Below are 26982 nucleotides of genomic sequence, written 5' to 3' on the forward strand. Positions count from 1 at the left end.
ACAGGCTCGGGGCATGACTCGTACGCCCAGAACGTTTTTGATCACCGGGGTCAGCAGTGGCCTCGGCCGTGCTTTCGCCGTCGCCGCCCTGGCGGCCGGGCACGTCGTGGCCGGGACCGTTCGCACGGACGCCGACCTGGCGGCCTTCACCGCACTGCATCCGGAACGTGCCCACGCCCGGGTCCTCGACGTCACCGACGACGAGGCGGTGGTCGCGGTGGTGCAGGACGCGGAGCGGACCGTCGGCCCGATCGACGTGCTCATCGCCAACGCCGGGTACGGCCTGGAGGGCACGTTCGAGGAGACCCCGCTCGCCGCCCTGCGCGCCCAGTTCGACGTGAACGTCTTCGGGGCGGCCGCCACCGTCCGGGCCGTCCTGCCGGGGATGCGCGAACGCCGCCGCGGGCACATCCTGGCCGTCACCTCGATGGGCGGCCTGGCCGGGTTCCCCGGGGTCTCCGCCTACTGCGGCAGCAAGTACGCGCTGGAGGGCATCCTGGAATCGCTCGGCAAGGAGGTCGCCGCGTTCGGCATCCACGTCACCGCCGTCGAGCCCGGTTCGTTCCGCACCGACTGGGCCGGGCGTTCGATGACCCGCGCGCCGCGCTCGATCGCCGACTACGACGATCTGTTCGATCCCATTCGCGAGGCCCGTCGCGAGGCCAGTGGCCGGCAGCTCGGTGACCCGGCCCGCGCGGCCGCCGCTGTCCTGCGGATCCTCGACGCGCCCGAGCCGCCACGCCATCTCGTCCTCGGCTCCGATGCGCTGCGCGTGGTCCGGGCGGCCCGCGAGGCCGTCGACCACGACCTCAGCACCTGGGAGGAACTCTCACTCTCCACCGATCACTGAGGGTCGCGGGGTGGGGCGGTGCTGCCGCGGGGGGTGAGGTGGGCGGTGCCCTCCTCGACGTCGTGGACCGGGGTGCCGTCGATCGCGGCCAGGAGCTGACGGGCGGCGTGCGCGCCGTACGCGGCTATGTCGCGGGTCAGGGCGGTGAGGGGTGGGTGGACCAGGGAGCAGAGCGGGGAGTCGTCCCAGGCCACGATGGACAGGTCGGCGGGGACCGAGACGCCCATCTCCTGGGCGACGGACAGGCCCGCCAGCGCCATGACGTCGTTGTCATAGATGATCGCGGTGGGACGGTCGCCGCCGCTCAGCAGCCGGCGGGTGGCCCGCCCGCCTTCCTCGCCGGTGTAGTCCGACGGGACGGTCACCGCGCCGTCGAGGCCCAGTGACGTGCAGACCTCGGCGAACGCGTGGGTGCGGGCCTGGGTGTGCAGCAGGTCGGGCAGGCCGCCGACGCGGGCGATGCGCCGGTGCCCGAGCGCCATGAGGTAACCCACCGCCTCACGGATGGCGCCGGCGTCGTCCGACCAGAGCTGGGTGAGCCGGCCGGTGTCGCCGGGGCCGCCGATCACCACGGCCGGGAGCTGGAGCTCGTTGAGGACCGGGATGCGGACGTCGTTCTCGCGCAGGTCGGTGACGAACACGCCGTCCACCCGGCGCTCGCCCCACCAGCGGCGGTAGACCTCGGTCTCGGCCGACGGGCTGGCCACGACCTGCAGGGTCAGCGCGTAGGACCGGGCGGCCAGCTCCTGCTCGAAGCCGCTGATCAGGCCCATGAAGAACGGCTCGATGCTCAGTATTCGGGCGGGCCGGCTCAGGGTCAGGCCGACCGCCCGGGAGCTGGCCCCGGACAGAGCGCGGGCGGCGCTGTGCGGGTTGAAGCCGATCTCCGCGGCGATGGCCATGATGCGCTGTCGGGTGGCCTCGGAGACGCCGGGCTGACCGTTGAGGGCGTACGACACCGCCCCCTTGGAGACGCCGGCTTTGCGGGCGATGTCGGCGATCGTCGGGCGCTTCACGAGCCCCGCCTCTCTCTGAACTCGGCGCACTGATGGAGCGCTCTCAACCTACAGCGCCGCCAATTTGCCGACGCGAGGGCCGATCGCTTTACCGTTTAAGTGACCTAGATCATCAGGCATGGTGCCTGCGAAAACGGGCTGAGACACGGAGAAAAACCGGCCGGACATCGACACGTAACACGCTGTTGACACTAGATGTGACCCGCATTACGGTCCAGGACTTATCCGGTTCAGTTCAGTGCACACACGAAGGTGGAGTAGTCATGAAACGGTTCGGCATGCGGGGCAAAGCGCTGCTCGGCGCCGGCCTCGCCGGCGCCTTGGCGATAACGGGCTGCAGCGGTCAGAGCCTGGAAGGCGGCGGGGACAACGCGTCCGGCGACCAGATCACGCTGAAGGTCAACTTCTGGGGCGACATGGGCCTGGACAAGCTCAAGGCCACGTACGAGAAGGACCACCCCAACATCAAGATCGCGCTGAACTCGGGTGAATTCAACGCACAGCACGAGGACCTGCAGAAGAAGCTCGTGGCCGGCAGCGGCGCCCCGGACATCTCGGCGGTCGACGAGGGCTTCATCGTCCAGTTCCGCAGCCAGGCCGACAAATTCGTGAACCTGCTCGACGAGGGTGCCGCCTCCTACGAGTCGAAGTACCTGCCCTGGAAGTGGCAGCAGTCGACGTCGCCGGACGGCAAGCAGATCGGGCTCGGCACCGACGTCGGCGGCCTCGCGATGTGCTACCGCACCGACCTGTTCAAGGCGGCCGGCCTGCCCACCGACCGCGACCAGGTCTCGGCGCTGTGGCCCACCTGGGACGCGTTCATCGACGTCGGCAAGACGTACGTCGCCAAGTCCGGCAAGAAGTTCGTCGACTCCGGCACCAACATGTTCAACCCGGTGAACGCGCAGCAGCCGCAGGGCTTCTACGACGAGCAGGACAAGCTGCAGATGGAGGGCGGCCCCAAGGTCGCGTTCGACGTCAGCATGAAGGCGATCGAGGCCGGCCTGTCCGCCAACCTCGCCAGCTTCCAGCCCAACTGGGACCAGGGATTCAAGAAGGACCAGTTCGCCGTGCTGGCCTGCCCGGCGTGGATGCTCGGCCACATCCAGGAGACCGCGCCGGAGCAGAAGGGCAAGTGGGACATCGCCACGATCCCCGGCGGCGGCGGCAACTGGGGTGGCTCCTGGTGGACGATCCCGAAGCAGACCAAGCACGCCGACGAGGCGTACAAGTTCGTCGAGTGGATGGTCCAGCCCGAGCAGCAGATCGAGGTCTTCAAGACCGTCGGCAACCTGCCGTCGCAGCCCGCGCTCTACAAGGACCCCGCGGTGCTCGGGTACAAGAAGGAATTCATGAGCAACGCCCCCACCGGGCAGATCTTCGCGAGCACCGCCGAGAACCTGAAGCCGCAGTATCTCGGCCGTAAGAACGGGCCCACCCGGGTCGCGGTGGAGAACGTGATCACGCGGGTCCAGCAGGGCTCGCTCGCACCCGAGAAGGCCTGGCCGGAAGCGGTCAAGGCCGCGCAGAAGGCTGCCACGTCCTGATGGATCGAACCCTCGACGCGCCGCCGGCCAGCACCCTGGCCGGCGGCACCCCCGACGAACCACCACCGCCGAGCCCCCGCAAACTGTGGTTCTACCGCTTCGACACCAAACGTGCGCCGTACGTCCTGATCTCGCCGTTCTTCCTGCTCTTCGCTGTTTTCGGGTTGTTCCCGATCGTGTTCAACGGGGTCGTCGCGCTGCGCACGTGGCGCCTCGACGACTCGTCCGCCAACGGCTGGGCCGGGTTCGCGAACTTCGACCGGCTGCTGCACGACTCGGACTTCTGGAACGCGCTCGGCAACACGTTCGGCATCTTCCTGCTCGCCACCATCCCCCAGCTGCTCATCGCGCTCATGGTGGCGAACCTGCTGAACCGCAGGCTGCGCGGGACGACCTGGTGGCGGGTCGGGGTGCTACTGCCGTACGTGACCCCGGTTGCCGCCTCGACCCTGGTCTTCGCCGTGTTCTTCTCCCGGGACAACGGCATGGCCAACTGGCTGTTGTCGCTGACCGGCTTCACGGACCTCGGCGACCCGCTCGACTGGCGGGCCTACAAGTGGAGCTCGTGGATCGCCGTCGCCACGATGGTCAACTGGAAGTGGATCGGCTACAACGCGCTGATCTACCTGTCCGCGATGCAGTCCATCCCGAAGGATGTCTACGAGGCGGCGGCGGTGGACGGTGCCGGCCCCTGGAGGCAGCTGTGGCAGATCACCGTCCCGATGATCCAGCCGGTGGTGATCTTCACGGTCGTGCTGTCGACGATCGGCGGCCTGCAGCTCTTCAACGAACCGATGCTGTTCGAGGAGAACCCGGCGGCGGCGACCGGTGGATCCGACCATCAGTGGCAGACCATCGCGCAGCTGATCTACAAGGTCGGCTGGAAGGACCTGAACCTCGGGTACGCGGCGGCGATGTCGTGGGCGCTGTTCCTCATCATCCTCGTCATCGCCGGCCTGAACGCGTTGATCACCCGGCGGCTGGGAGGTGGCGGCCGATGAGACCCGCCGAGATGGGCCGCGCGCCGCAGGACACCCGCGGCAACTGGCAGACGTACCTGCTGCTGCTCCTCGCCCTGTTCCTGTCGGCGTTCCCGCTGTACTGGATGTTCGTCATCGCGACCAGCACCGACGAGGCCGTCTCGCGGATCCCCCCGTCGGTGATCCCGGGCGACCAGCTGCTGACGAACCTGCGTGAGGTCTTCACGATGCAGGACGTCTACTTCACCGCGTCGCTGATCAACAGCGTCATCGTGGCCGGGGTGGTCACCGCGTCCACGCTGTTCTTCTGCTCGCTGGCCGGGTTCGCGTTCGCCAAGCTGCGCTTCCCGGGCCGCGACAAGCTGATGATCGTGGTGATCCTGACCCTGACCGTGCCCAACCAGCTCGGCGTCGTCGCGCTGTACATCCTGATGGGCAAGCTCGGCTGGAACGGCACCTTGCTCGCGGTCATCGCGCCGAGCCTGGTCAGCGCGTTCGGGGTGTTCTACATGCGGCAGTTCATCACCCACGCCGTGCCCGACGAACTGGTCGAGTCGGCCCGGATGGACGGCGCGCTGACCCTGCGCGTCTACTGGAGCATCGTGGTGCCGGCGATCCGCCCGGCGCTCGCGGTGCTGGGCCTGCTGACGTTCGTGGCGACCTGGAACGAGTTCCAATGGCCGCTGATCACGCTCAACGGCACGGAATTCCCCACCTCGATGGTGGCGCTGTCCGACCTGGCCAGCGGCAACTACGTCATCTACCGCCGGGTGCTGGCCGGCGCGTTCGTGGCCACCGTGCCGCTGCTGGTCCTGCTGTTGGTGGGCGGGCGGCAGATCGTCCGGGGGATCATGGAAGGGGCCGTCAAGAGTTGATCCTGACGGTTTGATATTTCGGTTTTCCGCCGCGGATGGGAACGGAGCGTCGTGAGATCTCTGCACGAAGGTTGGACACTGTCCGGAGCTCGATTGAAGGACATCGCCGCGACCGTTCCCGGTTGTGTGCACACCGATCTGCTCGCCGCGGGGATCATCGACGATCCGTATCTGGACGGGAACGAGACCGCGGTCGCCTGGATCGGGCGCACCGACTGGGAGTACGCCACCACGTTCACCCACTCGCTCGACGACGATCGCGCCGACCTGGTCTGCGCCGGGCTCGACACCGTGGCAACGGTTCTGCTCAACGGTGTCGAGCTCGGCCGGACGTACAACCAGCACCGGGGCTACCGGTTCGACGCCCGGGCGGCGCTGCGCGACGGCGACAACGAGCTGCGGGTGCGGTTCGACTCCGCGTACTCGTATGCGGAGGCCCAGCAGAAGAGGCTCGGGGACCGGCCGAACGCGTACCCGGAGCCGTTCAACTTCATCCGCAAGACCGCCTGCAACTTCGGCTGGGACTGGGGGCCGACGCTGGTCACGGCCGGGATCTGGCAGCCCATCGGCCTGCAGACCTGGCGGACCGCGCGGATCGCCTCGGTCCGGCCGCAGACCACGGTCACCGATGGGCAAGGCAAGATCGAGCTTCGCGTACGGGTCGAGCGTGCCGCCCCCGGCCCGCTCGAAGTGTCCGCTACGGTGGCCGGCTCGACGTCCACGGTGACGCTGACCGGCGACGAGGCGGTGCTCACCGTGACGGTCGACGACCCCGAGCTGTGGTGGCCGGCCGGCTACGGCGACCAGCCGCTCTACGACGTGTCGGTCCGCCTCGCCTCGACCTCACTTCCCGAACAGACCCTGGACGACTGGACCGGGCGGGCCGGCTTCCGGACCGTCCGGGTGGACACCGCCGACGGCGCGTTCACCCTGCATGTCAACGACGTCCCGGTGTTCGTCCGCGGCGTCAACTGGATCCCCGACGACGTGTTCGCCGACCGGATCACCCGCGACCGGCTGCACGCCCGGTTCCGGCAGGCCCTCGACGCGAACGTCAACTACCTGCGGGTCTGGGGCGGCGGCCGGTACGAGTCCTCGGAGTTCTACGACCTCGCCGACGAGCTCGGGCTGATGGTGGGACAGGACTTCCTCTTCGCCTGCGCGGCGTACCCGGAGGAGGAGCCGTTCGCCACCGAGGTCGCCGCCGAGGCCCGGGAGAACGTGGTCCGGCTGGCGGCGCACCCGAGCCTGATGATGTGGACCGGCAACAACGAGAACATCTGGGGCCACGCCGACTGGGACTGGATCCCCGATCTCGGCGACCGGAGCTGGGGCGCGGGCTTCTACTTCGACCTGCTCCCGGCCATCGTGGCCGAGGAGGACCCGGGCGCTTTCTACTGGCCCGGCAGCCCGTGGTCCGGCCGCGACGACAGACACCCCAACGATCCTGCATACGGCACCATGCACATCTGGGACGTGTGGAACACCGACGACTACCCGAAGTACCGCGAGTACCGGCCCCGGTTCGTGGCGGAGTTCGGATACCAGGCCCCGCCCACGTTCTCGACGCTGCGCCGGGCGCTGTCCGACGAGCCTCTCGCGTCCGACTCCCCCGGGATGCGGGCGCACCAGAAGGCGACCGACGGTGACAAGAAGTTGCAGCGTGGGCTGGACGCGCACCTGCCCGCGCCGCGTGACTTCGACGACTGGCACTACCTGACCCAGCTCAACCAGGCCCGCGCGCTGAGCCTGGGCATCGAGCACTTCCGGTCGCTGCGGCCGCACTGCATGGGCGCGATCATGTGGCAGCTCAACGACTGCTGGCCGGTCACCTCCTGGGCCGCCGTCGACGGCGACGGGCATCGCAAACCGCTCTGGTACGCCCTGCGCCGCTCGTTCGCCCCGCGACTGCTCACCGTGCAGCCGCGGGACGGGGTGCCGGCCCTGGTCGCGGTCAACGACTCGGGGGAATCCTGGGCGCTCGACGTGGCGCTCTCCCGTCGTACCCTCGAGGGGGTCGTGCTGTCGTCCTCGACGGTCGGCGTGACCGTCGCGCCCGGCTCGGCCACGACGGTGCCGATCCCCACCGCGATCGGCACTCCGGCCGACCCGGCGGCCGAGCTCCTGCTCGCCGAGGCCGATGATCAGCGGGCCTGGTGGTTCTGGGCCGAGGACAAGGATCTCGCCTGGCCACCGGCCCGGTTCACGGCCACCGTGGACGGCGACGCGGTCACGGTGACGGCCGGGACCGCGCTGCGGGACCTGACCCTGCACCCCGACCGCCTCGATCCGGCGGCCTGGGCCGACGAGGCCGGGGTGACGCTGCTGCCCGGCGAGTCGACGACGTTCCGGGTGCTCGGTGCCGGGCCGCTCGACCCCACGGCGCTGACCACCCGGCCGGTCCTACGCTGCGTCAACGACCTTTCCGGCACGTAGCACCACGTCGTGCGTGTGGTGTGCCCCGGCGCCGGTCGCGGTGTCCCGGGGCCGCCGCTCGTTGACCTCGGTCTTCCAGCCGGAGGTCAGCAGCGCCGCGACGTCGGCCGGGCTGACATAGTCGGCCGGGTCGAACCCGTGCTCCTTGGCCTTCTCGGAGTCGACGTCGGCGTGGTGGACGACGAGCAACACCCCACCGGGCTTGACCGCGTCGATCAGCACGTGCTCGGCCTCGTCGGCCGGAGTCTTGAACAGCGCCGGATACATGGCGATGACCAGGTCGAACGAGCCGGCCTCGAGCGGTGCCGCGGTCAGCGTGCTGTGCAGCCATCGCACCTCGACCCCGGCGTCGTCCGCGTGCCGCCGGGCCCGGTCCAGCGCCACCTGGGACACGTCCAGCGCGGTCACGTCCCAGCCGCGCCGGGCCAGCCACACCGCGTCCGCGCCCTCGCCGCACCCGATGTCCAGCACCCGGCCCGGCGCGAGGCCGGCCACCTCAGCCACCAACGCGGTGTTCGGCTGCCCGCTCCAGACCTGCTCGGCGCCCGCATACCGGGCGTCCCACTCCGCTGATTCCGCTGTCATGGCTCCACCATCGCCCATCATCGCCGGGCCGCCCAGAAAACGTGCCGGTCCGGCAAATCAGTTCAGGCCAGTGGCAAAGCCCGGGCACAGGCCGGGACGGCGAACACGGCCACCACGACGTGCATGACCATCAGCGCGACGACCGCTCCGACGTCGGTGCCGGTGAACAGCAAAGCGACGTTCGGCAGCAGCGATGCAACAACCACGATGGGTACGAGCCGGCGCAACGTTCTCGCGGGATCGCTCGCCCTGGCCCGGATCAGCGCCCAGCCCGCGACGCCGGCCAGGTAACCGACGGCCGTGAAGAACAGGTAGGCGCCGGGCCGGAGCGGCGGGAAGTCCCCGGGAGGTCCCGCGACCAGAGCGACGAGGGCGTTACCGAGCCCGGCCCCGATCAGCCCCGCGAGAAGGATGAGCGCCTGCTTCACTATGACCATGTCGTTGATAGTAATAGATCGTTGACAAATATCAACGATTGACGTTGGCTAGGATCCTCGGTATGGACGGGACGCCGGAGTGGAAAAGTCTGAGCATGCTGCTGATGGCGACCGCCCAGCAGGTCGCCGGGCGGATGCGACCCGCGTTCGAGGCGTCCGGGCTCAAACCACGGCAGGTGGAGCTGCTGCAGGTGCTCGCCCAGCAGCGGTCCACCACCCAGCAGCAGCTCCTCGACATCCTGGGCGTGGACCCGAGCATCCTCGTCGGCCTGCTCAACGACCTGGAGGGCAAAGGCCTGATCCAACGGGTCCGCGACACCAGGGACCGCCGCCGCCACATCGTGGTCCTGTCCCCCGACGGCCTGCACCGCCTCGACGACATCCTGCACACCGTCGAGACGGCCGAGACACCGATCTTCGATGCCCTGTCCCCGGCCGACCAGCGGGCCCTGCGCGACGCCCTGACCCGGCTCGGCCTGCCCGGCACCCCCACCACCGCCTGCGACGCCGAACAACCGCAAGGTCGTTGATCGTGGTGTGAACCCCATACGTGCCCGGAGCGCCGGAGTGGCCGTCGTCGCCTTGACCGCGGCGGTCGCCGCGGTGATCGCGGAACCGGCCAGCCGATCCGACTACGCCCGGGACCACGGCGTGCACACGGTGTACCCGTTGACGGCGCTGCCCCTGATCGCGCTGCTGGCCGGGGCCGCCGTCACCGTCGTGTGCCGCCCGTCGGTCGCCCGCGAGGCCGCGGTGATCTGCGCACTCGTCGGTTCCCAGGTGGCCGGCATCGCCGCGGTGGCGTCCCGGGATTGGCTCAACGTCGCCGGCGCCAACGGTTCGAGCCCGGAACGCGGGGCGGCCGGATCACGGCTGGCGGCCGCGATGCTGGTGATCGCGGTAGGGGTGGTCGCGGTCAGCCTGGTGCTGTACCTCTCCGGACCCCGGCGGCACGACGACCTGATGGCATACCCCGGGAGCATCCTCACCGGCAGCACGGTCGCGGTGGCGCTGCCGATGCTGCTGTGTCTGCTGGTCAGCCACCCCAGCCTGACAGCGGCCGGGCAGTTCGCCCTGTGGTGGTCACTGCCCTGGGGAAGCGGCATCATCGCGGCCGGAACCCTGCCGACCCGCGCCGGCCGGCGGGTGGCCGCGGGCACCGTCGCGCTCTCGGTGGCGCTCACCCTCACCTGCGCGGCGGTGTACCCCGTGTACGGCTTCGGGCTCCGCCTGCCCGACTGAGGCGGGTGTTGCTCGGGCGCTTGCTCAGCCGAGGCGCTCGGCCAGCGAGACGACGATTCCTTCCGGGCCCCGGACGTAGGCCATCCGCCACGCGCCCTCGTATTCGCCGATGCCACCGACCAGCCCGTAGCCGTCGCTCGCCGCCCAGCCGACCGCGGCCCGCAGATCGCCGACCTCGAAGGACACGGTGCGCAGACCCAGCTCGTTGGCCATGGCGGCCGGCGAGCCGGGTACGGAATCCGGCCGCACGAACCTCGCGAGCTCCAGGCGGGCGCCGCCGTCCGGCGACTTCAGCATGACGATCTCGGTACGGGAGCCGGGAATGCCGCAGACCGTGTCCAGGAACTCGCCCTCGACGAACGTCCGGCCCTCGACCTCCAGCCCGAGTCCCACGAAGAAGGCGGTCACGCCGTCGAGATCCGCGACCGTGATGCCGACATGGTCGAAGCGCCGGATGTAGGACATGGACAGTGCTCCTGTCTTCCGTGCCGGACCACCGGGTGTGCCCGGCGGCCGCTCCCCCGGGTGGGGACGGCAGGGCATCCGGGGGAGGGGACGCCCGCCCGCCGTTTTTGGGGTGCCCCGCCGGTCGTACCTATGAAATGCGGTGGGTTTCCAGGTAGGCCTCGGTGCGCTCGGCGGGGGCGGGGCGGCCGAGGGCGAAGCCTTGGCCGAAGTGGCAGCCGGCCTGGCGGGCGCGGTCGATCTGGTCCTGGGATTCGAGGCCCTTGGCGACTATCTGCAGGCCGAGGCGGCGGCCGAGGCTGACCACGACGTCGATGATCGCGGGGGTGGTGGATTGCGGGGCCGGCTGGTTGACCAGGGTCTGGTCGAGTTTGAGCATGTCCACCGGGAGGCGGCGGAGGTGGGCGAGGGACGCCTGGCCCGCACCGAAATCGTCGAGGGCGGCCCGGACGCCCAGTTTTCGCAGACCCGCGAGGGCCGCGACGATCGCGGGGACGTCCTCGGCGACCCAGGTCTCCTGGACCTCGACGATGAGGCGTTCCGGGGTGATGCCGTGCCGGTCGAGGATCTCCGCCACGTGATCGGGGAAGCGGGCGGTGAGCAGCTCGCGGGGGGCGATGTTGATGGAGAGCCAGAAGTCGTCGCCGCCCACCGACCAGCCGGCGAGGTGGCGGCATGCCGCGTCGAGGACCCATTCGTCGAGTTCGGCGGCGCAGCCCACGGCCCGGGCGATGGGCAGCAGCTCGGCCGGGAGGATCGTGCCGAGTCTGGGATGGCGCCAGCGCAGGAGGGCCTCGACGCCGACCGGCCGGCGGCTGTCGCTGTCGCTGGCGCGCAGGGAGACGACCGGCTGGAAGAGCAGGTCGAGTTCGCCGCGGTCGGCCGCACCGAGGAGTTCGCGTTCGAGGTCCATCCGGCGGTGGAGCTGGATCTCGACGTCGGTGTCGTACCACTCGACGCGGTCCTGGCCGAGCTGGCGGGAGCGGCTGCGGGCCAGGTCGGCGTGGCGCAGCACCTCGTCGGAGTCCTTGCCGCCGGAGAGTTCGGCCAGGCCGATGCTGGTGTGCAGCTCGACGATCGCGCCGGGCAGTTGGTAGGGCTCGACCAGCGCGGTGACGATGCGGGTGGCCAGGGCGTAGGCGAGGACCGCGCCCTCGGAGGTGAGCACCGCGAACTCGTCGCCGCCGAGGCGGGCCGGGACGTCGTCGCGGCCGGCGAGGGTGCGGATGCGGCGGGCCACCTCGATGAGGACCGCGTCGCCGGTCCCGCGGCCCCGGGCGTCGTTGATCTCGGCGAGGCCGTGCAGGTCGATGACGAGCAGCGTGCCCGGGCTCCCGGCCCGGCGGCGGAACTCCAGCAGGTCACGCATCAGCGCACGGCGGTTGGCCAGGCCGGTGAGCTGGTCGGTGTAGGACAGCTTGTGCAGGGTGCGTTCGAGGTGGCGGCGTTCGCCCACGTCGCGGACGTGCACGACGAGCGCGGCGACCTCGGGGACGGCGCGCTGGTCGGCCACCGTGGACTCGGTGTCGCGCCACCGGCCGTGACCGTCGCGCAGCCGGGCGTTGAGCAGCGCCGGCGGGCCGTCGTCATGCTCGCCGGCCAGCAGCGCCTCGATGCCGGCGTGGGCGTCGGCGACATCGTCGGGGTGGAGCAGGGTGAGGAACGGGCGGCCGATCACGTCGGCGTCGGCGAGACTGAACAGCCGGGCCGCGGCCGGTGACTGCCAGCGGACCGTGAGCCGGTCGTCGAGCACCAGGGTCAGGTCGGTGGCCCCGGCGACCAGCGACCGGAAGTGTGCCTCCTTGACGCTGAGCTGCCCGGTGTAGCGCCGGATGTCGCTGACCACGAGCAGCTCGCGCATGGTCAGCACCGCGACCATCGAGATGCCGAGGACGATCCCGGCCCGGTCGAACGTGCCGACGGTGAACAGGTGGAACAGCGCCGCCACCACGCCGACACCGGCCGGGACGGCGAGCAGGGGGTAGCCGGAGAGATACTGGTCGCGTTCCTTGACGTCGATCCGCTCGGGCAGGTGCCGGCGGGAGCCGCCCTCGGCGGTCAGCGTCAGGCCGATCACGATGGCCACGCCCACGAGCGGCACCGCCCAGCCGTCGATGCCGGAGAGCACGAAGTTGCCGGCCGTGCTCAGCGCGGTCATGAGCGTGACCGCACCGAGCCCGCAGCGCAGGGCCGCGCGGCGGTGCAGCCGGGCGCGCAGCACGATCACGGTGACGATCGAGATGCCGGTGGCGGCGCAGAGCGTGCAGGCCAGCGCCCACAGCGGGGTGTCGGGCATCGGGGTCAGCAGGTACGCCGCGAAGCCGAGGCTGACACCGAGGCCCAGACCGTCGAACACGCGGCGGAGCCGGACCGCGAGCGAGGTGGCCGCGCCGGGCAGCAGCATCGCGCCGAAAACGTAGAAGGCGGCCGTCGTGGCGACGCCGAGCGCCGCGAGCGGGCCGGTGCCGGGCGGACCAACGGCGAGCACAGCACAGGTCGCGGCCGCGGCGATGCCGGCCATCCCGATCAGGCCGGCCCCGCGGCAGGCGGCGAACGCGCGTTCCTCGTGGTGGACGGCGAGCGCGGCCCGCCAGAGCACCGCGGCGGCGAAGACCGCGGCCACCGCGACACCGGCGGCGAGCGACGTACGGGCGGGCAGTCGGCCGGCGATCCCGGCGATCAGGATCAGGACGGCCGCTGCCGGGGCGAGCAGGAACGCCACCCGGGTGGTGACCCGGGTGGTCGGGCGCGCGAGGGGCGGCACTGCCACGTCGAACGGATCCTTTGCAGAGGGGGGTGTCCACAGCGGGTAACGAGCGTCCCTCGGACAGGTTACGTGTGTCCGGACCGGCTTCGCACCACCGGACGGTCTGCTACAGACCGCCGGCCACCGACGGCAGGACCTGGATCTCCGCCGCCGGCGGGACCGGGGTGGCCAGGCCGCCCGAACGACGGCAGTCCTCCCCGTCGACATAGACGTTGACGTAACGGCGCAGCGCCCCGCTCTCGTCCCGGATCCGGCGTTCGAGCCGCGGCCAGCGCTGCCCGATCTCGTCCAGGACGGCTCGCAGCGATCCGTCCGCGTCCACGTGCAGGTGCGACTCGCCGCCCGCCTCGGTGCGCAGCACCCCGGGGACCAGCACGGTGGGCATCAGAGCGTCACCGCCCGCACGCACAGCACGTCGGGCAGGTGCGAGACCACCGTGGACCAGCTCTCGCCCTCGTCGCGGCTGGCATAGACCTCGCCGGCCCGGCTGCCGAAATAGACCCCGGCCGGGGTGCCGTTGTCGGTGCACATGGCGTCACGCAGCACCACCGGGTAGTAGTCGTCGCCGGGCAGTCCCTGGTCCTGCGGCTGCCAGGTGTCCCCCGCGTCGGTGGACCGGAACACCCGGCACCGCAGGTCGACCGGCTGTCGCTGACCGTCGCTGACCAGCGGGAAATTCCAGATGGTGCCACCTCGGGCGGGGTGCGCCACCATCGTGAACCCGAAGTCGGTGGGCAGGGTGCCGGCGATGGACTCCCAGGTGTCCCCGCCGTCGGTGGTGCGGTAGACCCCGTGGTGGTTCTGCGCGTAGTAGCTGTCCGGGTCGGCGGCGTCCCGGGCGACCTTGTGCACGCACTGACCGAACTCGGGCCACGGGTCGGGGACGAAGTAGGCCTTGATGCCGCGGTTGGCCGGCGACCACGTCTCGCCGCCGTCGGACGTGCGGTAGACGCCGCCGGTGGACATGGCGACGAGCATGCGCTGCTCGTCGGTGGGGTGCGGGAGGATCGTGTGCACCGCCTGCCCGCCGTAGCCGGCGTCCCATTCCGGCCGGTGCGGGTGGTCCCACAGGCCGCGGACCAGCTCGTAGGTGAGGCCGCCGTCGGTGGACCGCCACAGCGCCGAGGGCTGGGTGCCGGCGTAGACGACCGGGCCGGCCGGGGTGATCTGCCAGACCCGCTCCACCGCCACCCCGGCGTCCGGCGGAAAGGCCAGGGGCGCGTGGTCGGGCTCCTGCCAGGTCGCGCCCAGGTCGTCGCTGACGACCACGGACGGGCCGAAATGGGAGCTGTCCACCCCGGCCAGCACACGGGGTGAAGGGCCGTGGGTGTCGAACGCGACCGAGTAGATCGCATGGCCCGGGAAGTGCGCGGAACCGAGCCGCCAGCTCCGCCGGTCGTCGTCGCTGGTGGCCAGGAACAGGCCCTTCTGGGTGCCGATGGCGAGGATCGAGGTCATGGCCTGGAGTATCCGCCCGGGGTCCGACAAAAAGCGGCTGTTACCCGATGGGATGATGGGGTCCGTGAGTCGTCAGCCCGTCCTTCGCGTCCGCCGGTCCGGCGCCCTCGTCCTCGCCGCCTTCATCGCACTGGTCGGGGCGACCCCGTTCGCCGGTGCGAAATGGCAGCTGGCCCCGCTGCTGCTGATCCCGTTCGCGGTCCTGGTGTGGTCCTGGCGGGCCGGCACCGACGTCACCGCCGAGGGCCTCAAGGTACGGGCCCTGTTCGGCAGCAGCAGCGTCGCGTGGTCCGAGGTCGCCGAGCTGGCCCCGGACCCCCGCAACCGGATCTCCGCACTGCTCACCGACGGCCGGGTGCTCCCGTTGACCGCGGTCAACAAGGAGAACCTGCCCGCCGTGCTGGCCGCCGGAGGCCAGCAGCTCAGTAACCCTCAGCAACCCGATTGATCAGCGGCTCACCGGCCGCGAGCCGGCGTACCTGGTCGCCGACCAGGCCGTAGGCGCGCGGCAGCAGCCCGACGACCGAGCCCGCGGTGTGCGGGGTGATCAGCACGTTCGGCAGCTGCCACAGCGGGTGACCGGCGGGCAGCGGCTCCGGGTCGGTGACGTCGAGCACCGCGGAGAGCCGGCCGCCGGCGAGCTCCGTGAGCAGCGCCGCGGTGTCCGCGACGGGGCCCCGCGCGGCGTTCACGAGCAGGGCGCCATCCGGCATGGCGGCCAGGAAACCGGCGTCGACCAGGCCCCGGGTCTGCTCGGTCAGCGGCACGAGCAGCACCACGACCTCGGCCCGCGGCAGCAGCTCGGGCAGCTCACCGACCCCGTGCACACCCTCGTCCGGCCGCGCGGTGCGGGCCACCCGGGTGATCGACACCCCGAACGGCGCCAGGTGCTCCTCGACCGCCCGGCCGATCGACCCCGCACCCACGATCAGCACCCGCTTGCCGGTCAGCTCCGGAGTCGGCGTGTGGGCTCTGGTCGACCAGTCCTCGCGCTGCTGGGCGCGTACGAAAGCGGGGAACTGCCGCAGTGCCGCGATCGCTCCCCCGACCACCCACTCGGCCACGGGTTTGTCGTGCACCCCGCGCGCGTCGCAGAGCTGGACCTCGGGCGGCACCCGGCCGACCCACGCGTCCGCCCCCGCGGAGAGCAGCTGGATCACCTTGAGACCGCCGAGTTTCGGCAGCTGGTCGGCGGCCCGCACGGTGGACAGGAACGGCGGCACCCAGACGTCGACCTGGGCCGGGTCGGACGGCCAGGTGGCGGCGTCCTCGCAGACCTCGACCGTGACGCCGGGAGGCAGCTCGCCGAGCAGCCCTTGGCCAGTTTCGTGCGCGATCCACACCTTCACGGGTCCCAAAGTAGTCCGGGCTACGCTGGTCGGGTGAACAAGGAGGCCAAGATCGCGCACCGCGCCGTGACCCTCGGTGCCGTGCTGTTCCTGACCGCCGCCTGCAGCTTCGGGCCGCCCGAGCCGGACGTCGCCGGTGAGCCGCCCAACCTGCCGGCCCCCTCGGTCTCGTCCTCGGCGGGCAACGAGGCGGAGGAGCAGGAGGTCGCGGTCACCGTGCTCGCCAAGGGCCTGGAGGTGCCGTGGGGCATGGCGTTCCTGCCCGACGGCGCGGCCCTGGTCACCGAGCGGGACACCGCGCGCATCCTGCGGGTCGGGCCGGAATCCGGCGCCGACGGTTTGACCGTCACCGAGGTGCAGCGGCTCTCCGAGGTCACCGCGGGCGGTGACGGTGGCCTGCTGGGCATCGCGGTCTCCCCGAAGTACGCCACGGACAAGACCGTCTTCGTGTATTACACGACGGCCAGGGACAACCGGGTCGCGAAGCTCACGCTCGAGGGCAGACCGCAGCCGATCCTGACCGGCATCCCGAAATCGGCCGGCGACAACGGCGGCCAGCTCGCGTTCGGGCCGGACGGCCAGCTCTACGTCACCACCGGCGACGCCACCGACGGCACCCAGGCGCAGAACCCCAAGAGTCTCGGCGGCAAGATCCTGCGGATCACCACCGACGGCAAGCCTGCCCCCGGCAACCCGGTCCGGAACTCCGCGGTCTGGTCCTCGGGCCACCGCAACGTGCAGGGCATCGCGTGGGATTCCGGCAAGCGGATGTATGCCAGCGAGTCCGACCAGCCGACCACCGGTGAGCTGAACCTGATCGAGAAGGGCAAGAACTACGGCTGGGCCACCGTCGACGGCGAAGGTTCCGACCCCAAGTTCACCAACCCGCTCGTGAGCTGGCCCATCGCCGATTCATACTGCTCCGGGGTGGCCGTGCTGGAACGCATGATCGCCACCGCGTGCCTGGGCGGCCAGCGCCTCTGGATGGTCAACGTGACCGGCAACGGCACGCTGCTCGGCCGGCCGCAGGAACTCCTCACCAAGGAGTACGGCCGGCTGCGCGGTGTGGTGGCGGCCCCGGACGGCTCGCTGTGGGTGTCCACCTCCAACCAGGAGGAGGGCGCCGACCCCGCCCCGGACGACGACCGGATCATCCGGCTCGTCCTCTCCGGCGGCGGCGCCGGGCGAAGCTAGTTTGAGGATCGGCGCGCGGGGGCAGGTGAGCACGAACAATGAAGACGATCTTGCCGAAGTTGAGAACCGGGGCCGGCCGGCTGCGTAGGCACCCCTGGACCCACCGCCTCGGGGTGTGGGCCGGCGTGCTGCTGGTGAGCCTCTCCGGCGTGGTGATCGGCACGATGCTGCTGGCCCACTCCGAGGTCCCGGTCGGGCCGTTCCGCGCCGACATGTCGATCACCCCGTCGATCCAGGGCGGCAGCGAGATCGACATCCCGCCGCTGGGCTCACTGCACCTCGACAGCCACGACGGGCCGATCCACCTCAAGGTCGACCTCGGCTCGCTCGACCAGGAACGCACCGAGGCACTGATCGACGACCCGACCGCGATCAGCGCCGCCGGCCAGTCCGCGGTCGACGACGTGACCAAGGGAGTGCTGCAGCTCGGCCTGCGCTCGCTCGGCGCGGCGATCGTCTGCGCCCTGATCCTGTCCGCGCTGATCTTCCGCAAGGTCCGCCGGGTCGCCGCGGCCGGCACGATCGCCCTGGTGGTCACCGGTGGCAGCCTCGGCCTGGCCGTCGGCACCATCCGCCCCGACTCCATCAGCGAGCCACGCTACGAGGGCCTGCTGGTCAACGCCCCGGCGGTGGTCGGTGACGCACGCCGGATCGCCGACAACTACGGCCGCTACGCCGACCAGCTCTCGCAGATCGTCAGCAACGTCAGCCGCATCTACACCACGGTCTCCAGCCTCCCGGTCCAGCCGGCCGGCAACACGACCCGCATCCTGCACGTCTCCGACCTGCACCTGAACCTCGCGTCCTGGGGCGTGATCAAGACGATCGTCAAGCAGTGGGACATCGACGCGATCGTCGACACCGGCGACATCGTCGACTGGGGCAGCAGCGCGGAGACCACGTTCGTCAACACGATCGGCACACTCGGGATCCCGTACATCTACGTCCGCGGCAACCACGACTCGTCGGCCATCCAGGCGGCGGTCGCCCGCCAGAAGAACGCCGTCGTCCTGGACAACTCGATCACCACGGTCAAGGGCCTCACCATCGCGGGCATCGGCGACCCCGAGTTCACTCCCGACAAGAGCGAAACCCCGGCCGCCGCCGCCGACGACCTGGCCGCGAGCCCGCTGGTCCTAGCGGGCGAACAGCTCAACACCACCATCCAGGCCGCCGACACCCGGGTCGGCGTGGCCATGGTCCACGACCCGGCGATGGCCCCGCCGCTGGCCGGAACGGTCCCCCTGGTCCTCGCCGGCCACACCCACAAGCGCGAGGTACGCGTCCTGCCGGCCCCGGAGGAGACAACACAGTCCGCCTCCCCGGCCCCCACCACGGCCCCGCAGCAGACCACCTTGATGATCGAGGGCTCCACCGGCGGCGCCGGACTGCGCGGCCTCGAGAAGCAGGAACCGACCCCGCTGCAGATGTCGGTCCTCTACTTCGACGAGAACCAGTCCCTCAAGGCCTACGACGACATCCAGCTCGGCGGCACAGGCCAGTCCAACGTCGAACTACAGCGCAACGTTGTGGGCGCGGAATCACCTGTCCTCAGCCCATCGGTGGCCCCGACCCAATGACATAGGTACGACCGCCGCACTCAGACCGCGTCGCCCGGCGTCCAACCCGAGATGTCGATCAGCCGGCCACGCCACAGGCACTTCTCATCGCCGACCTTGTCAGGCGAATGGACCCGGGCATTACGAAGATGGATGTACCGGGTAGGAGCCATCAGCGCGGTGTACTGCCGATGGGTGACCTCGCCGCCGGTGTCGCGGAGCTTGACGGCAGAGTGGGCGAGGTCGGACTGTTCCTTCACATGCTCGGCCATGCCGGTGTAGAACGCGTCCTCGTGGTTGTTCATCTCGCTGACCTCGGCAAACCACTGCCACTGCGGAATGAGCTCGCCGCTGACCAGCAGGCCGTGCACAGTCAGGCTGAGCGGCACCCCAGGATCCACCGGCTCGATCAACCGGTCCATCTGCGCGACATAGGTGCCGAGCACCGCGTCAGGTTCGCCCCATTCGGACCGCATCGAACCCCCATCAAGCCACAGAACAAGCCTTTGCCAGCGACTCTATGGCAGCCACCACCCACCCAACCCGACAACGCCGATACCCGGCCACCCGGACCGGGGTGGGGTCGGCAACCCGGCGGCCGTGCGGCACTCAGACCGCGCCGTGCTCGAGGCCGTCGCAGCGTGCACGTCGGCGATTGGCCCGGTGAAGACGTCGCCCATGCGGTTCTGCCAGGTGGGGTTGTGGTCGCCACCCACCTAGCGGTAGGTGAGCATGCGGCCCAGGCCCGGCAGTGGTCCCTGGCAGCGCGGCAGCATCCCATGCCCGACGGAACGCGGCGCGCCAGCGCAGCCGCTCACCCCGCAGCCGAGCCCGGTGGCAGCCCCGGCTCCGTGACAGCCCCCTACGGCCCGGTGGCACCACGGCCCGGCGGCACAACGGCCCGGCGGCACCACTGGTCGCGGGGGATGCCCGGGCGGCGGCGTGGTCGGCCGCCCGGGTCGGGGTTCGTCAGGCCAGGGTGGCGAGGATCAGTTCGCGGACCGTCTTGGCGTCGGCCTGACCCCGGGTGGTCTTCATGACCGCGCCCACCAGGGCTCCTGCCGCGGCTACCTTGCCGTCGCGGATCTTGGCGGCGATGTCGGGGTTGGCAGCGATGGCCTCGTCGACGGCGGTCTGGAGGGCGCCGGTGTCGGAGACGACCTCGAGGCCCCGGGACTTCATGACGTCGGCCGGGTCGCCTTCGCCGGCTACGACGCCTTCGAGGACCTGGCGGGCCACCTTGTCGTTGAGTTTGCCGGTGTCGACGAGTTTCTGCAGCTGGGCTACCTGGGCCGGGGTGGCGCCGAGGGCGGAGATCTCGACGCCGGTCTCGTTGGCTCGGCGGGCCAGCTCGCCCATCCACCACTTGCGGGCGCCGGCCGGGCTGACGCCCTGGGCGATGGTCGCCTCGATCAGTTCGACCGCTCCGGCGTTGGCCACCGACTGCATGTCGGCCTCGCTGATGCCCCAGACCTCGCGGAGCCGGGCGCGCTTGACGCTGGGACGCTCGGGCAGGGCCGCCTTGAGCTCGGCGACCCAGGCGGTGTCGGGTGCGATCGGGACCAGGTCGGGCTCGGGGAAGTAGCGGTAGTCCGTCGCCGTTTCCTTGGAGCGGCCCGGGCGGGTGTCGCCGGTGTCCTCCTGGAAATGGCGGGTCTCCTGGTGGATCCGGCCGCCGCCGTCGAGGATGCCGGCCTGGCGGATGATCTCGGAGCGGACCGCGCGTTCGACCGAGCGCAGCGAGTTGACGTTCTTGGCCTCGGTACGGGTGCCCCACTCGTCGCCGGGCTTGTTGAGCGAGGTGTTGACGTCGCAGCGCAGCGAGCCCTGTTCCATGCGCACGTCGGAGACGTCGAGCGAGCGGATGATGTCGCGCAGCTCGGTGACGTAGGCGCGGGCGATCTCGGGGGCGCGCGAGCCGAGACCGGTGACCGGCTTGGTGACGATCTCGACCAGCGGGATGCCGGCCCGGTTGTAGTCGACGAGCGACTCGGTGGCGCCGTGGATCCGCCCGGTGGCGCCGCCGACGTGCAGCGACTTGCCGGTGTCCTCCTCGAGGTGGACCCGCTCGATCTCGATGCGGAACGTCTCGCCCTCGACCTCGACGTCGACGTAGCCCTCGGTGCACAGCGGCTCGTCGTACTGCGAGGTCTGGAAGTTCTTCGGCATGTCCGGGTAGAAGTAGTTCTTCCGGGCCATCCGGCACCACGACGCGATGTCGCAGTTGAGGGCGAGGCCGATGCGGATCGTGGCCTCGATGCCGGCGCGGTTGGCGACCGGCAGCGCCCCGGGCAGGCCGAGACAGACCGGGCACGTCTGGGTGTTGGGTTCCGCGCCGAACTCGGTCGGGCATCCGCAGAACATCTTGGTGTTCGTGCCGAGCTCGACGTGCGTCTCCAGGCCGATCACCGGCTCGTAGCGTGCGACGGCGTCGTCGTAGGTGGGAAGCACGGACGTACTCATGGCGGTGGACTCCAAGGTGACTGCGGGATCCGACAGGGACAAGCCTAATAGGCGGCACCGACAAGAATCCGGCGGGTTTCGCCTGCCCCCACGGGAGAGCACCATCTGGGTACGGTCTGCGTCATGCGCCACGTACCCCTGGTAGCAGCTTTTGCCGTGACGACCCTGGTCATGGGCTGTACGGCGCCCACTGCCACCACCGCGGGCGAGTCGAGGCCGGTGGCGGACCCGATCTATCCGGCGCGCGGCACCGACAGACTGGACGTCCTGCACTACGACCTGGACCTGGCCTGGGACGTCGCGGCGAAGACGCTCACCGGCACCGCCACGCTGCGGGTGCGCCCGGTCGTCGACGCGACCGCGCTGTCACTGGACTTCATGGCGTACACCATCGATGCGGTGTCCTTGAATGAAGAACCGGTCGTCGCGACGGTGACGGACGAGAAGCTGACGGTCCCCGCCGCCGTCACCGCAAACAGGCCGGTCACGCTCGTGGTGAAATATCACGGGAGGCCCAGGACGACGCCGATCCCGTCGCATCGCGGGGACAGCGAACCGCTGGGCCTGACGGTGACGGCCGACGGCGGCCTGTGGACGATGCAGGAGCCGTTCGGCGCGTTCACCTGGTATCCGGCGAATGACCAGCCCTCCGATGAGGCGCTGTACGACATCTCGGTGACCGTCCCGGACGGCTGGTCGGCGGTCGCGAGCGGCACCCCGGTGGCCGGGACCATCACGAACGTCTTCGAGTACCAGAGCAAGGACCCGGTCGCCACGTACCTGACCACGCTCGCGGTGGGCCGGTACCAGAAGATCGAGGCTGAGGGGCCGCACGGGCTGCCACTGACGTACTGGTACCGCAAAGGCATCGACGACAAGCTCGTGGAGTCGCTGAAGAAGTCGCCGGAATACGTGGCATTCCTCGAAGAACGCTTCGGCCCCTACCCGTTCCCGACCGGCGGCATTGTCATGGTCGACTCCGCGTCCGGCATGGAGACCCAGCAGATGATCACCATGGGCGGGAAGATCGGCGCGTGGGACGAGCAGGTCCGGGCCGGCTTCGAGAAGGATCTCCTGCACGAATACGCCCACCAGTGGTTCGGCGACTCGGTCACACCCACCACGTGGAAGGACCTGTGGCTCAACGAGGGCTGGGCAACATACGCCCAGCTCCTCTGGGAACAGGACCGTGACCAGCTCACCGACGCCGAACTCGAACAGTATCTCCGCGGCCGCGACGCCACCCTGCGCGAGCAACTCGGCCCACCCGGCAGCCCCAGGGCGGCCAACTTCGCCGAGGGCAACGTCTATCTCTGCCCGGCCGCGATGCTCCAGCAACTGCACGCGAAACTCGGCGACAAGAAATTCTTCGCCCTGGCCACCGCCTGGGTCCAGACCCAGAAGAACACCCAGCAGGACCGGGCGTCGTTCATCGCCTTCGTCCGGGACCACACAGGTACGGACTACAGCGCCCTGATCAACGCCTGGCTGGACAGCCCGGTGACCCCGGCCTGAACCGAGGATCCGGCGGACCCGCGTGGGTCCGCCGGATCAGGGCTGTCAGAGCGCCGGCGGGGTGAAGGTGCCGACCGCGGACTCCAGCGCCGCGGCCACCCGGTACATCCGGTCGTCGGCCATGGTCGGGGCCATGATCTGGAAACCGACCGGGAGGCCTTCGGAGAGGCCGCACGGGACCGAGATGGCCGGGCCGCCGTACAGGTTGGTCGGGATCGTGTAGAGGTCGGCGAGGTACATCTGGTACGGGTCCGAGGTGCGGGAGCCGAACGGGAACGCCACGAACGGGGTGGTCGGCGAGATCAGCACGTCGACCTGCTCGAAGGCCTGGGTGAAGTCCCGCGTGATCAGCGTGCGGACCTTCTGGGCCTGGCCGTAGTAGGCGTCGTAGTAGCCGCTGGACAGCGCGTACGTGCCGAGGATGATCCGGCGCTTGACCTCGGGACCGAAACCGGACTCGCGGGTCAGGGACATGACCTCTTCGAGCGAGTGGTTGCCGTCGTCGCCGACGCGCAGGCCGTAGCGCACGCTGTCGAAGCGGGCCAGGTTGGAGGAGGCCTCGCTGGGGGCGATGAGGTAGTAGGCCGGGAGGGCGTACTCGAAGTGCGGGCAGGAGACCTCGACGACCTCGGCCCCGAGCTTGACCAGGGCCTCGACCGACTCGCGGAACGCGGCCGTGACGCCGGCCTCGGCGCCCTCACCGGCGAACTCCTTGACCAGGCCGAGCTTGACGCCGGTCAGGTCGCCGAGCGCACCCTGGCGGGCGGCCGCGACGACGTCCGGCACCGGCTGCGGGATGGACGTCGAGTCGCGCGGGTCGTGGCCGGCGATCGCCGCGTGCAGCAGCGCCGCGTCCTCGACGTTGCGGGCGCAGGGGCCCGGGGTGTCCAGGGAGGACGAGAACGCGATCAGGCCGTAGCGCGACGTGCCGCCGTACGTCGGCTTGGCGCCGACCGTGCCGGTGACCGCGCCCGGCTGACGGATCGAGCCGCCGGTGTCCGTGCCGATGGCCAGCGGGGCCTCGTAGGCCGCGAGGGACGCCGCGCTGCCGCCGCCGGAGCCACCGGGGATGCGCCCGAGGTCCCACGGGTTGTGGGTCGGGCCGTAGGCCGAGTATTCGGTGGAGGACCCCATGGCGAACTCGTCCATGTTGGTCTTGCCGAGCATGACCGTGCCGGCGGCGCGCAGCCGCTCGACGAGGGTCGCGTCGTAGGGCGGCTTCCAGCCCTCGAGGATCTTGGAGGCGGCGGTGGTCGGCACGCCCTTGGTGGTGAGCACGTCCTTGACCGCGACGGGCACGCCGGCCAGCGGGCCGAGCTCCTCGCCCCGGCCACGGCGGGCGTCGATGTCGGCGGCGGCGGCGAGCGCCCCCTCCCGGTCGACGTGCAGGAACGCGTGGACCCGGTCGTCGACGGCGGCGATCCGGTCGAGGTGCGCGGTGGCGACCTCGACCGCGGAGGCCTCGCCGGACGAGATGAGACCGGCGATCTGCACCGCGGTCATCGTGGTGATGTCACTCACGGTGCTCACTCTTCCTCGCTCAGGATGCGGGGCACCCGGAAACGGCCCTCGGCGGCGTCGGGCGCGCCGGCGAGCACGTCGGCCTGCTTGAGCGACGGCTGCACGACATCGTCGCGGTAGACGTTGGTCAGCGGCACGGAGTGCGACGTCGGCGGGATGTCGTCGGCGGCCACATCACCGATCCGGGCGACCGACTGGAGGATCACGTCGAGCTGGCCGGCGAACCGGTCGAGCTCCTCCTCGGTCACGGCGAGCCGCGACAGGCGCGCGAGATGCGCGACCTCTTCGCGGGAGATGGCAGCCATCGTGCCCCCTGGTTTCCTCGGTGATGCTTACCCGGCAAGTCTATTTGGCCACGCACTCAGGTCGCGGCGAGGGCACCCGGTTCCCGGCCGGGCCGCAGCGGGCGGTATCGGACCAGCCATCCGTCGAGGTCCCGGGCCGGCATCGGCCGCGCGTGGAACCACCCCTGAGCAGCATGGCAGCCGGCCGCGGCGAGCAGTCGCCAGGTCCGCTCGTCCTCGACCCCCTCGGCGACGACCCGCAGCCCCAGCGACCCGGCGAGATCCACCACCGACCGTACGATCGCGGCGTCCCCCCGGTCGGTCGCCATGCCCAGCACGAACGAGCGGTCGATCTTCACCTCGGACAGCGGGAGCCGGCGCAGGTGCTGCAGCGAGGAGTAGCCCGTACCGAAATCGTCCAGGGAGATCGCCACCCCGGTCCGGTCCAGGCGGGTGATCGTGTCGAGCACCCGGTGCGGGTCGACCATCAACGCGCTCTCGGTGATCTCCAGTTGCAGCAGGTCGGCCGGGACCTCGTACCGGAGCAGCAGTTCTTGGATCTCACCGGCGATGCCCGGCGCGTGCAGGTCCCGCACACTGACGTTGACCGACGCCCGCAGCGGGCGGCCCGCCGAACGCCAGACCGCCATCTGGGCGATCACCTCGTGCAGCACCCGGCTGGTGAGCCGGCGCATGACCGGGGTCTGCTCGGCGACCCGCAGCAACTCCTCCGGGCCGACCAGGCCACGGTCCGGGTGCTGCCAGCGCAGCAACGCCTCGACACCGACGATCTCACCGGTCGCGATCGCGATCTGCGGCTGGTAGAAAAGCACGATCCCGCTCTCCCCGGTGCCGGACCGCAGCGCCTCCCGCAGGTCGGCGAGCAGGGCAAGATCGGGTGCCGGCTGCTCGGCGTCGCGGGTATAGACGACGACCTGGGCGCCACGCTGCTTCGCGTCGTACATCGCGCTCTCCGCCTGCCGGAGCAACGACGTGCCGTAACCGCCTTCCGGACCGCCGCGATCCGGCTGCATCGCGATCCCGATCGACGCGCTCACCCCGACCGGCAGACCATCCAGGGCAAACGGCACGCTGAGCGTCTCAGCCAGGTGCGCCGCGATCCGCCGGGCCTCGGCGGGCCCGTCCACCCGCGTCGCCAGCACGGCGAACTCGTCACCCCCGAGACGGATCACCAGATCATGCGACGGTACGCAGGCAGCCAGCCGCCGTCCCACTTCCACGAGAAGCCGGTCCCCGGCCGCATGCCCCAGCGCGTCGTTGACCGTCCGGAACCGGTCGAGGTCCAGCAGCAGCAGTGCCCCACCCCGCTCGGCGGCCATACTCTGCAACACCCGCCGGTTGGGCAGGCCGGTCAGCGCGTCGGTCCGCGACGCCCGCTCGAACTCCCCGGCGGACCGCACCATCCGGTGCACGGCATGCAGAGCCAGCAACACCAGCGGTACGACCGTGATCCCGGCCTGCGCGGCGGCCAGCACCACCGGCCCGAGCAGCAGCAGCGCGGCGGTCGCGAAGAGCTCGAGCCCCCACTGCTGCGGCCGGGGCCGCCGCCGCCCCGGCGACAACCGCACGACCAGCACATCCACCGCCTGCCGGCCAAGAATCCAGACAGCGGCCGCGGCCACGGTGAACAGCGCGTCATCCCAGTCCGGAGCGCTGTCGACACGCAGCCCGGCGGAACGCGCGACCACGGCGGCCCCCACGAGCGCGACGGTGTGCTGGACAGCGAGGTACAGCACCCGGCGAGCGGAATGCCGCATCCGGATCCCGGCGACGGCGATGGCCGCCAGCTGCACGGCGACGGCAGGGACGAACCCCCACGCCAGCACCAGCGCGAACGTGAAGCAGATCGACGGCAGAACCACCGAACTGGCCCGCCGGTTGGCAAGCACGTACGGTCGGGAGTCAACGGTGAGCGCGAGCGCGGCGAGCACCCAGAACTCGGCGTTCAATCCGGCGAAGGTCCCGGGGAAGAACAGCCACAGCCCGGTGTCGGCGATCACCGCACCGCAGACAGCGGCCCCGGCCCCCCGTCGAAGAGCCCGCCGAACCCGCCGCCCGCCCAGCGCGGCCCGAGCACCGAACGCAGCCCGAGCACCGACCCCGGCTCGGCCACCGAACGCAACGCGCCCACCCGGCCGAGCGCGACCACCCGGCTGAGGGCGACCACCCGGCTGAGGGCGACCATCCGGCTGAGGGCGACCATCCCGTTCGGCGCGGCTATCCGGTTCGCCACGGCCACCCGGCTCGACGCGGCCACCCGGCTCAGCACGGCCACCCGGCTCAGCACGGCCACCCGGTTCAACGCCGCTGTCCGGCTGAGCGCGGCCACCCGGCCGGGAGCGACCGCCCAGCATGGAGCGGCGCGGCTGTGCGGCACCCATGCGACCTCCACGATGGCGTCGACCTACCGGTCCTCCT

Annotated in this window: 25 protein-coding genes; 11 read left to right on the forward strand and 14 right to left on the reverse strand. The window is 70.8% G+C overall.

Annotated elements, in window-relative coordinates; all coding sequences use genetic code 11:
• Positions 1–13 precede the first annotated feature (13 nt).
• Positions 14–850: an oxidoreductase gene (locus ACIA6A_RS04550; protein ID WP_396095983.1), complete on the forward strand. Its 837-nt coding sequence runs from the start codon at positions 14–16 to the stop codon at positions 848–850.
• Here ACIA6A_RS04550 and ACIA6A_RS04555 read toward each other — a convergent pair.
• Positions 844–1866: a LacI family DNA-binding transcriptional regulator gene (locus tag ACIA6A_RS04555; RefSeq protein WP_396095984.1), complete on the reverse strand. Its 1023-nt coding sequence runs from the start codon at positions 1864–1866 to the stop codon at positions 844–846. The two genes, ACIA6A_RS04550 and ACIA6A_RS04555, sit on opposite strands and share 7 nt — an antisense overlap.
• A 263-nt stretch (positions 1867–2129) precedes the next feature.
• Here ACIA6A_RS04555 and ACIA6A_RS04560 point away from each other — a divergent pair, with 263 nt between their 5' ends.
• The 4 genes from ACIA6A_RS04560 (at position 2130) to ACIA6A_RS04575 (ending at position 7704) form a co-directional block, all read left to right on the forward strand.
• Positions 2130–3413 (forward strand): extracellular solute-binding protein, encoded by a 1284-nt coding sequence (locus ACIA6A_RS04560; protein WP_396095985.1) that lies wholly within the window; start codon positions 2130–2132, stop codon positions 3411–3413.
• On the forward strand, positions 3413–4414 hold the full coding sequence (locus ACIA6A_RS04565; protein ID WP_396095986.1) for a carbohydrate ABC transporter permease: 1002 nt from the start codon (positions 3413–3415) through the stop codon (positions 4412–4414). The genes ACIA6A_RS04560 and ACIA6A_RS04565 overlap by 1 nt, the downstream gene beginning before the upstream one ends.
• The gene (locus tag ACIA6A_RS04570) at positions 4411–5268 is read left to right on the forward strand and encodes a carbohydrate ABC transporter permease (protein WP_396095987.1); all 858 of its coding nucleotides are present in this window, start codon (positions 4411–4413) and stop codon (positions 5266–5268) included. The genes ACIA6A_RS04565 and ACIA6A_RS04570 overlap by 4 nt, the downstream gene beginning before the upstream one ends.
• A gap of 93 nt (positions 5269–5361) precedes the next feature.
• A complete protein-coding gene (locus ACIA6A_RS04575) occupies positions 5362–7704 on the forward strand; it encodes a glycoside hydrolase family 2 protein (RefSeq protein WP_396095988.1) in 2343 nt (780 codons plus the stop codon).
• On the opposite strand, the gene ACIA6A_RS04580 is transcribed toward ACIA6A_RS04575, so the two are convergent.
• Both ACIA6A_RS04580 and ACIA6A_RS04585 read right to left on the reverse strand, forming a co-directional pair.
• Entirely contained in the window at positions 7672–8289 is a 618-nt protein-coding gene (locus tag ACIA6A_RS04580) for a class I SAM-dependent methyltransferase (protein ID WP_396095989.1), read from the reverse strand. The genes ACIA6A_RS04575 and ACIA6A_RS04580 overlap by 33 nt on opposite strands.
• Before the next feature lie 62 nt (positions 8290–8351).
• On the reverse strand, positions 8352–8726 hold the full coding sequence (locus ACIA6A_RS04585) for a DUF6069 family protein (protein ID WP_396095990.1): 375 nt from the start codon (positions 8724–8726) through the stop codon (positions 8352–8354).
• Between the two features lie 62 nt (positions 8727–8788).
• On the opposite strand from ACIA6A_RS04585, the gene ACIA6A_RS04590 reads away from it, so the two are divergent.
• Both ACIA6A_RS04590 and ACIA6A_RS04595 read left to right on the forward strand, forming a co-directional pair.
• Positions 8789–9256: a MarR family winged helix-turn-helix transcriptional regulator gene (locus tag ACIA6A_RS04590; protein ID WP_396095991.1), complete on the forward strand. Its 468-nt coding sequence runs from the start codon at positions 8789–8791 to the stop codon at positions 9254–9256.
• A gap of 37 nt (positions 9257–9293) precedes the next feature.
• The gene (locus ACIA6A_RS04595) at positions 9294–9968 is read left to right on the forward strand and encodes a hypothetical protein (RefSeq protein WP_396095992.1); all 675 of its coding nucleotides are present in this window, start codon (positions 9294–9296) and stop codon (positions 9966–9968) included.
• 24 nt (positions 9969–9992) lie between these two features.
• On the opposite strand, the gene ACIA6A_RS04600 is transcribed toward ACIA6A_RS04595, so the two are convergent.
• The 4 genes from ACIA6A_RS04600 to ACIA6A_RS04615 all read right to left on the reverse strand — a co-directional run bounded on the left by ACIA6A_RS04600 (position 9993) and on the right by ACIA6A_RS04615 (position 14658).
• Entirely contained in the window at positions 9993–10433 is a 441-nt protein-coding gene (locus ACIA6A_RS04600) for a VOC family protein (protein ID WP_396095993.1), read from the reverse strand.
• A 130-nt stretch (positions 10434–10563) separates the two neighbouring features.
• The gene (locus ACIA6A_RS04605; RefSeq protein WP_396095994.1) at positions 10564–13203 is read right to left on the reverse strand and encodes a putative bifunctional diguanylate cyclase/phosphodiesterase; all 2640 of its coding nucleotides are present in this window, start codon (positions 13201–13203) and stop codon (positions 10564–10566) included.
• A gap of 103 nt (positions 13204–13306) precedes the next feature.
• A complete protein-coding gene (locus tag ACIA6A_RS04610; RefSeq protein WP_396095995.1) occupies positions 13307–13585 on the reverse strand; it encodes a MoaD/ThiS family protein in 279 nt (92 codons plus the stop codon).
• A complete protein-coding gene (locus tag ACIA6A_RS04615; RefSeq protein ID WP_396095996.1) occupies positions 13585–14658 on the reverse strand; it encodes a WD40/YVTN/BNR-like repeat-containing protein in 1074 nt (357 codons plus the stop codon). The genes ACIA6A_RS04610 and ACIA6A_RS04615 overlap by 1 nt, the downstream gene beginning before the upstream one ends.
• 64 nt (positions 14659–14722) lie before the next feature.
• Between ACIA6A_RS04615 and ACIA6A_RS04620 the strand changes: the two genes are divergently transcribed.
• Positions 14723–15106, forward strand: coding sequence for a PH domain-containing protein (locus tag ACIA6A_RS04620; protein WP_396095997.1), 384 nt, complete (start codon positions 14723–14725; stop codon positions 15104–15106).
• Here ACIA6A_RS04620 and ACIA6A_RS04625 read toward each other — a convergent pair.
• On the reverse strand, positions 15081–16007 hold the full coding sequence (locus ACIA6A_RS04625) for a 2-hydroxyacid dehydrogenase (RefSeq protein WP_396095998.1): 927 nt from the start codon (positions 16005–16007) through the stop codon (positions 15081–15083). The two genes, ACIA6A_RS04620 and ACIA6A_RS04625, sit on opposite strands and share 26 nt — an antisense overlap.
• A gap of 33 nt (positions 16008–16040) precedes the next feature.
• Between ACIA6A_RS04625 and ACIA6A_RS04630 the strand changes: the two genes are divergently transcribed.
• Positions 16041–17201, forward strand: a complete 1161-nt coding sequence (locus ACIA6A_RS04630; RefSeq protein WP_396095999.1) for a PQQ-dependent sugar dehydrogenase — start codon at positions 16041–16043, stop codon at positions 17199–17201.
• A 50-nt stretch (positions 17202–17251) separates the two neighbouring features.
• Positions 17252–18781 (forward strand): metallophosphoesterase, encoded by a 1530-nt coding sequence (locus ACIA6A_RS04635; protein WP_396096000.1) that lies wholly within the window; start codon positions 17252–17254, stop codon positions 18779–18781.
• Positions 18782–18801: 20 nt separating this feature from the next.
• Here ACIA6A_RS04635 and ACIA6A_RS04640 read toward each other — a convergent pair whose 3' ends face one another.
• Both ACIA6A_RS04640 and gatB read right to left on the reverse strand, forming a co-directional pair.
• Complete coding sequence (locus ACIA6A_RS04640; protein ID WP_396096001.1) at positions 18802–19236, reverse strand: hypothetical protein; 435 nt, start codon at positions 19234–19236, stop codon at positions 18802–18804.
• Between the two features lie 493 nt (positions 19237–19729).
• Positions 19730–21223 (reverse strand): Asp-tRNA(Asn)/Glu-tRNA(Gln) amidotransferase subunit GatB, encoded by a 1494-nt coding sequence (gene gatB, locus ACIA6A_RS04645; protein WP_396096003.1) that lies wholly within the window; start codon positions 21221–21223, stop codon positions 19730–19732.
• A gap of 123 nt (positions 21224–21346) precedes the next feature.
• Between gatB and ACIA6A_RS04650 the strand changes: the two genes are divergently transcribed.
• Positions 21347–22738, forward strand: coding sequence for a M1 family metallopeptidase (locus ACIA6A_RS04650; protein ID WP_396096004.1), 1392 nt, complete (start codon positions 21347–21349; stop codon positions 22736–22738).
• Positions 22739–22783: 45 nt separating this feature from the next.
• On the opposite strand, the gene gatA is transcribed toward ACIA6A_RS04650, so the two are convergent.
• The 4 genes from gatA to ACIA6A_RS04670 are packed head-to-tail and all read right to left on the reverse strand — an operon-like array spanning position 22784 to position 26956.
• Complete coding sequence (gatA, locus tag ACIA6A_RS04655) at positions 22784–24241, reverse strand: Asp-tRNA(Asn)/Glu-tRNA(Gln) amidotransferase subunit GatA (RefSeq protein ID WP_396096452.1); 1458 nt, start codon at positions 24239–24241, stop codon at positions 22784–22786.
• A 23-nt stretch (positions 24242–24264) separates the two neighbouring features.
• The gene (gene gatC / locus ACIA6A_RS04660; RefSeq protein ID WP_396096005.1) at positions 24265–24564 is read right to left on the reverse strand and encodes an Asp-tRNA(Asn)/Glu-tRNA(Gln) amidotransferase subunit GatC; all 300 of its coding nucleotides are present in this window, start codon (positions 24562–24564) and stop codon (positions 24265–24267) included.
• Positions 24565–24620: 56 nt separating this feature from the next.
• Positions 24621–26564: a putative bifunctional diguanylate cyclase/phosphodiesterase gene (locus tag ACIA6A_RS04665; RefSeq protein WP_396096006.1), complete on the reverse strand. Its 1944-nt coding sequence runs from the start codon at positions 26562–26564 to the stop codon at positions 24621–24623.
• Positions 26561–26956, reverse strand: a complete 396-nt coding sequence (locus ACIA6A_RS04670; protein ID WP_396096007.1) for a hypothetical protein — start codon at positions 26954–26956, stop codon at positions 26561–26563. Before ACIA6A_RS04670 ends, ACIA6A_RS04665 begins: the two co-directional genes overlap by 4 nt.
• Positions 26957–26982 lie beyond the last annotated feature (26 nt).

The organism is Actinoplanes sp. NPDC051494 (assembly GCF_044454705.1).
Classification (GTDB): Bacteria; Actinomycetota; Actinomycetes; order Mycobacteriales; family Micromonosporaceae; genus Actinoplanes.

Excerpts from the sequence above, each read along its gene's own strand:
- ACIA6A_RS04550 (WP_396095983.1), top strand. The coding sequence starts at position 14 with ATGACTCGTACGCCCAGAACGTTTTTGATCACCGGGGTCAGCAGTGGC.
- ACIA6A_RS04560 (WP_396095985.1), top strand. The coding sequence starts at position 2,130 with ATGAAACGGTTCGGCATGCGGGGCAAAGCGCTGCTCGGCGCCGGCCTC.
- ACIA6A_RS04565 (WP_396095986.1), top strand. The coding sequence starts at position 3,413 with ATGGATCGAACCCTCGACGCGCCGCCGGCCAGCACCCTGGCCGGCGGC.
- ACIA6A_RS04570 (WP_396095987.1), top strand. The coding sequence starts at position 4,411 with ATGAGACCCGCCGAGATGGGCCGCGCGCCGCAGGACACCCGCGGCAAC.
- ACIA6A_RS04580 (WP_396095989.1), bottom strand. The coding sequence starts at position 8,289 with ATGACAGCGGAATCAGCGGAGTGGGACGCCCGGTATGCGGGCGCCGAG.
- ACIA6A_RS04585 (WP_396095990.1), bottom strand. The coding sequence starts at position 8,726 with ATGGTCATAGTGAAGCAGGCGCTCATCCTTCTCGCGGGGCTGATCGGG.
- ACIA6A_RS04590 (WP_396095991.1), top strand. The coding sequence starts at position 8,789 with ATGGACGGGACGCCGGAGTGGAAAAGTCTGAGCATGCTGCTGATGGCG.
- ACIA6A_RS04600 (WP_396095993.1), bottom strand. The coding sequence starts at position 10,433 with ATGTCCTACATCCGGCGCTTCGACCATGTCGGCATCACGGTCGCGGAT.
- ACIA6A_RS04610 (WP_396095995.1), bottom strand. The coding sequence starts at position 13,585 with ATGCCCACCGTGCTGGTCCCCGGGGTGCTGCGCACCGAGGCGGGCGGC.
- ACIA6A_RS04615 (WP_396095996.1), bottom strand. The coding sequence starts at position 14,658 with ATGACCTCGATCCTCGCCATCGGCACCCAGAAGGGCCTGTTCCTGGCC.
- ACIA6A_RS04640 (WP_396096001.1), bottom strand. The coding sequence starts at position 19,236 with ATGCGGTCCGAATGGGGCGAACCTGACGCGGTGCTCGGCACCTATGTC.
- gatB (WP_396096003.1), bottom strand. The coding sequence starts at position 21,223 with ATGAGTACGTCCGTGCTTCCCACCTACGACGACGCCGTCGCACGCTAC.
- ACIA6A_RS04650 (WP_396096004.1), top strand. The coding sequence starts at position 21,347 with ATGCGCCACGTACCCCTGGTAGCAGCTTTTGCCGTGACGACCCTGGTC.
- gatA (WP_396096452.1), bottom strand. The coding sequence starts at position 24,241 with ATGACCGCGGTGCAGATCGCCGGTCTCATCTCGTCCGGCGAGGCCTCC.
- gatC (WP_396096005.1), bottom strand. The coding sequence starts at position 24,564 with ATGGCTGCCATCTCCCGCGAAGAGGTCGCGCATCTCGCGCGCCTGTCG.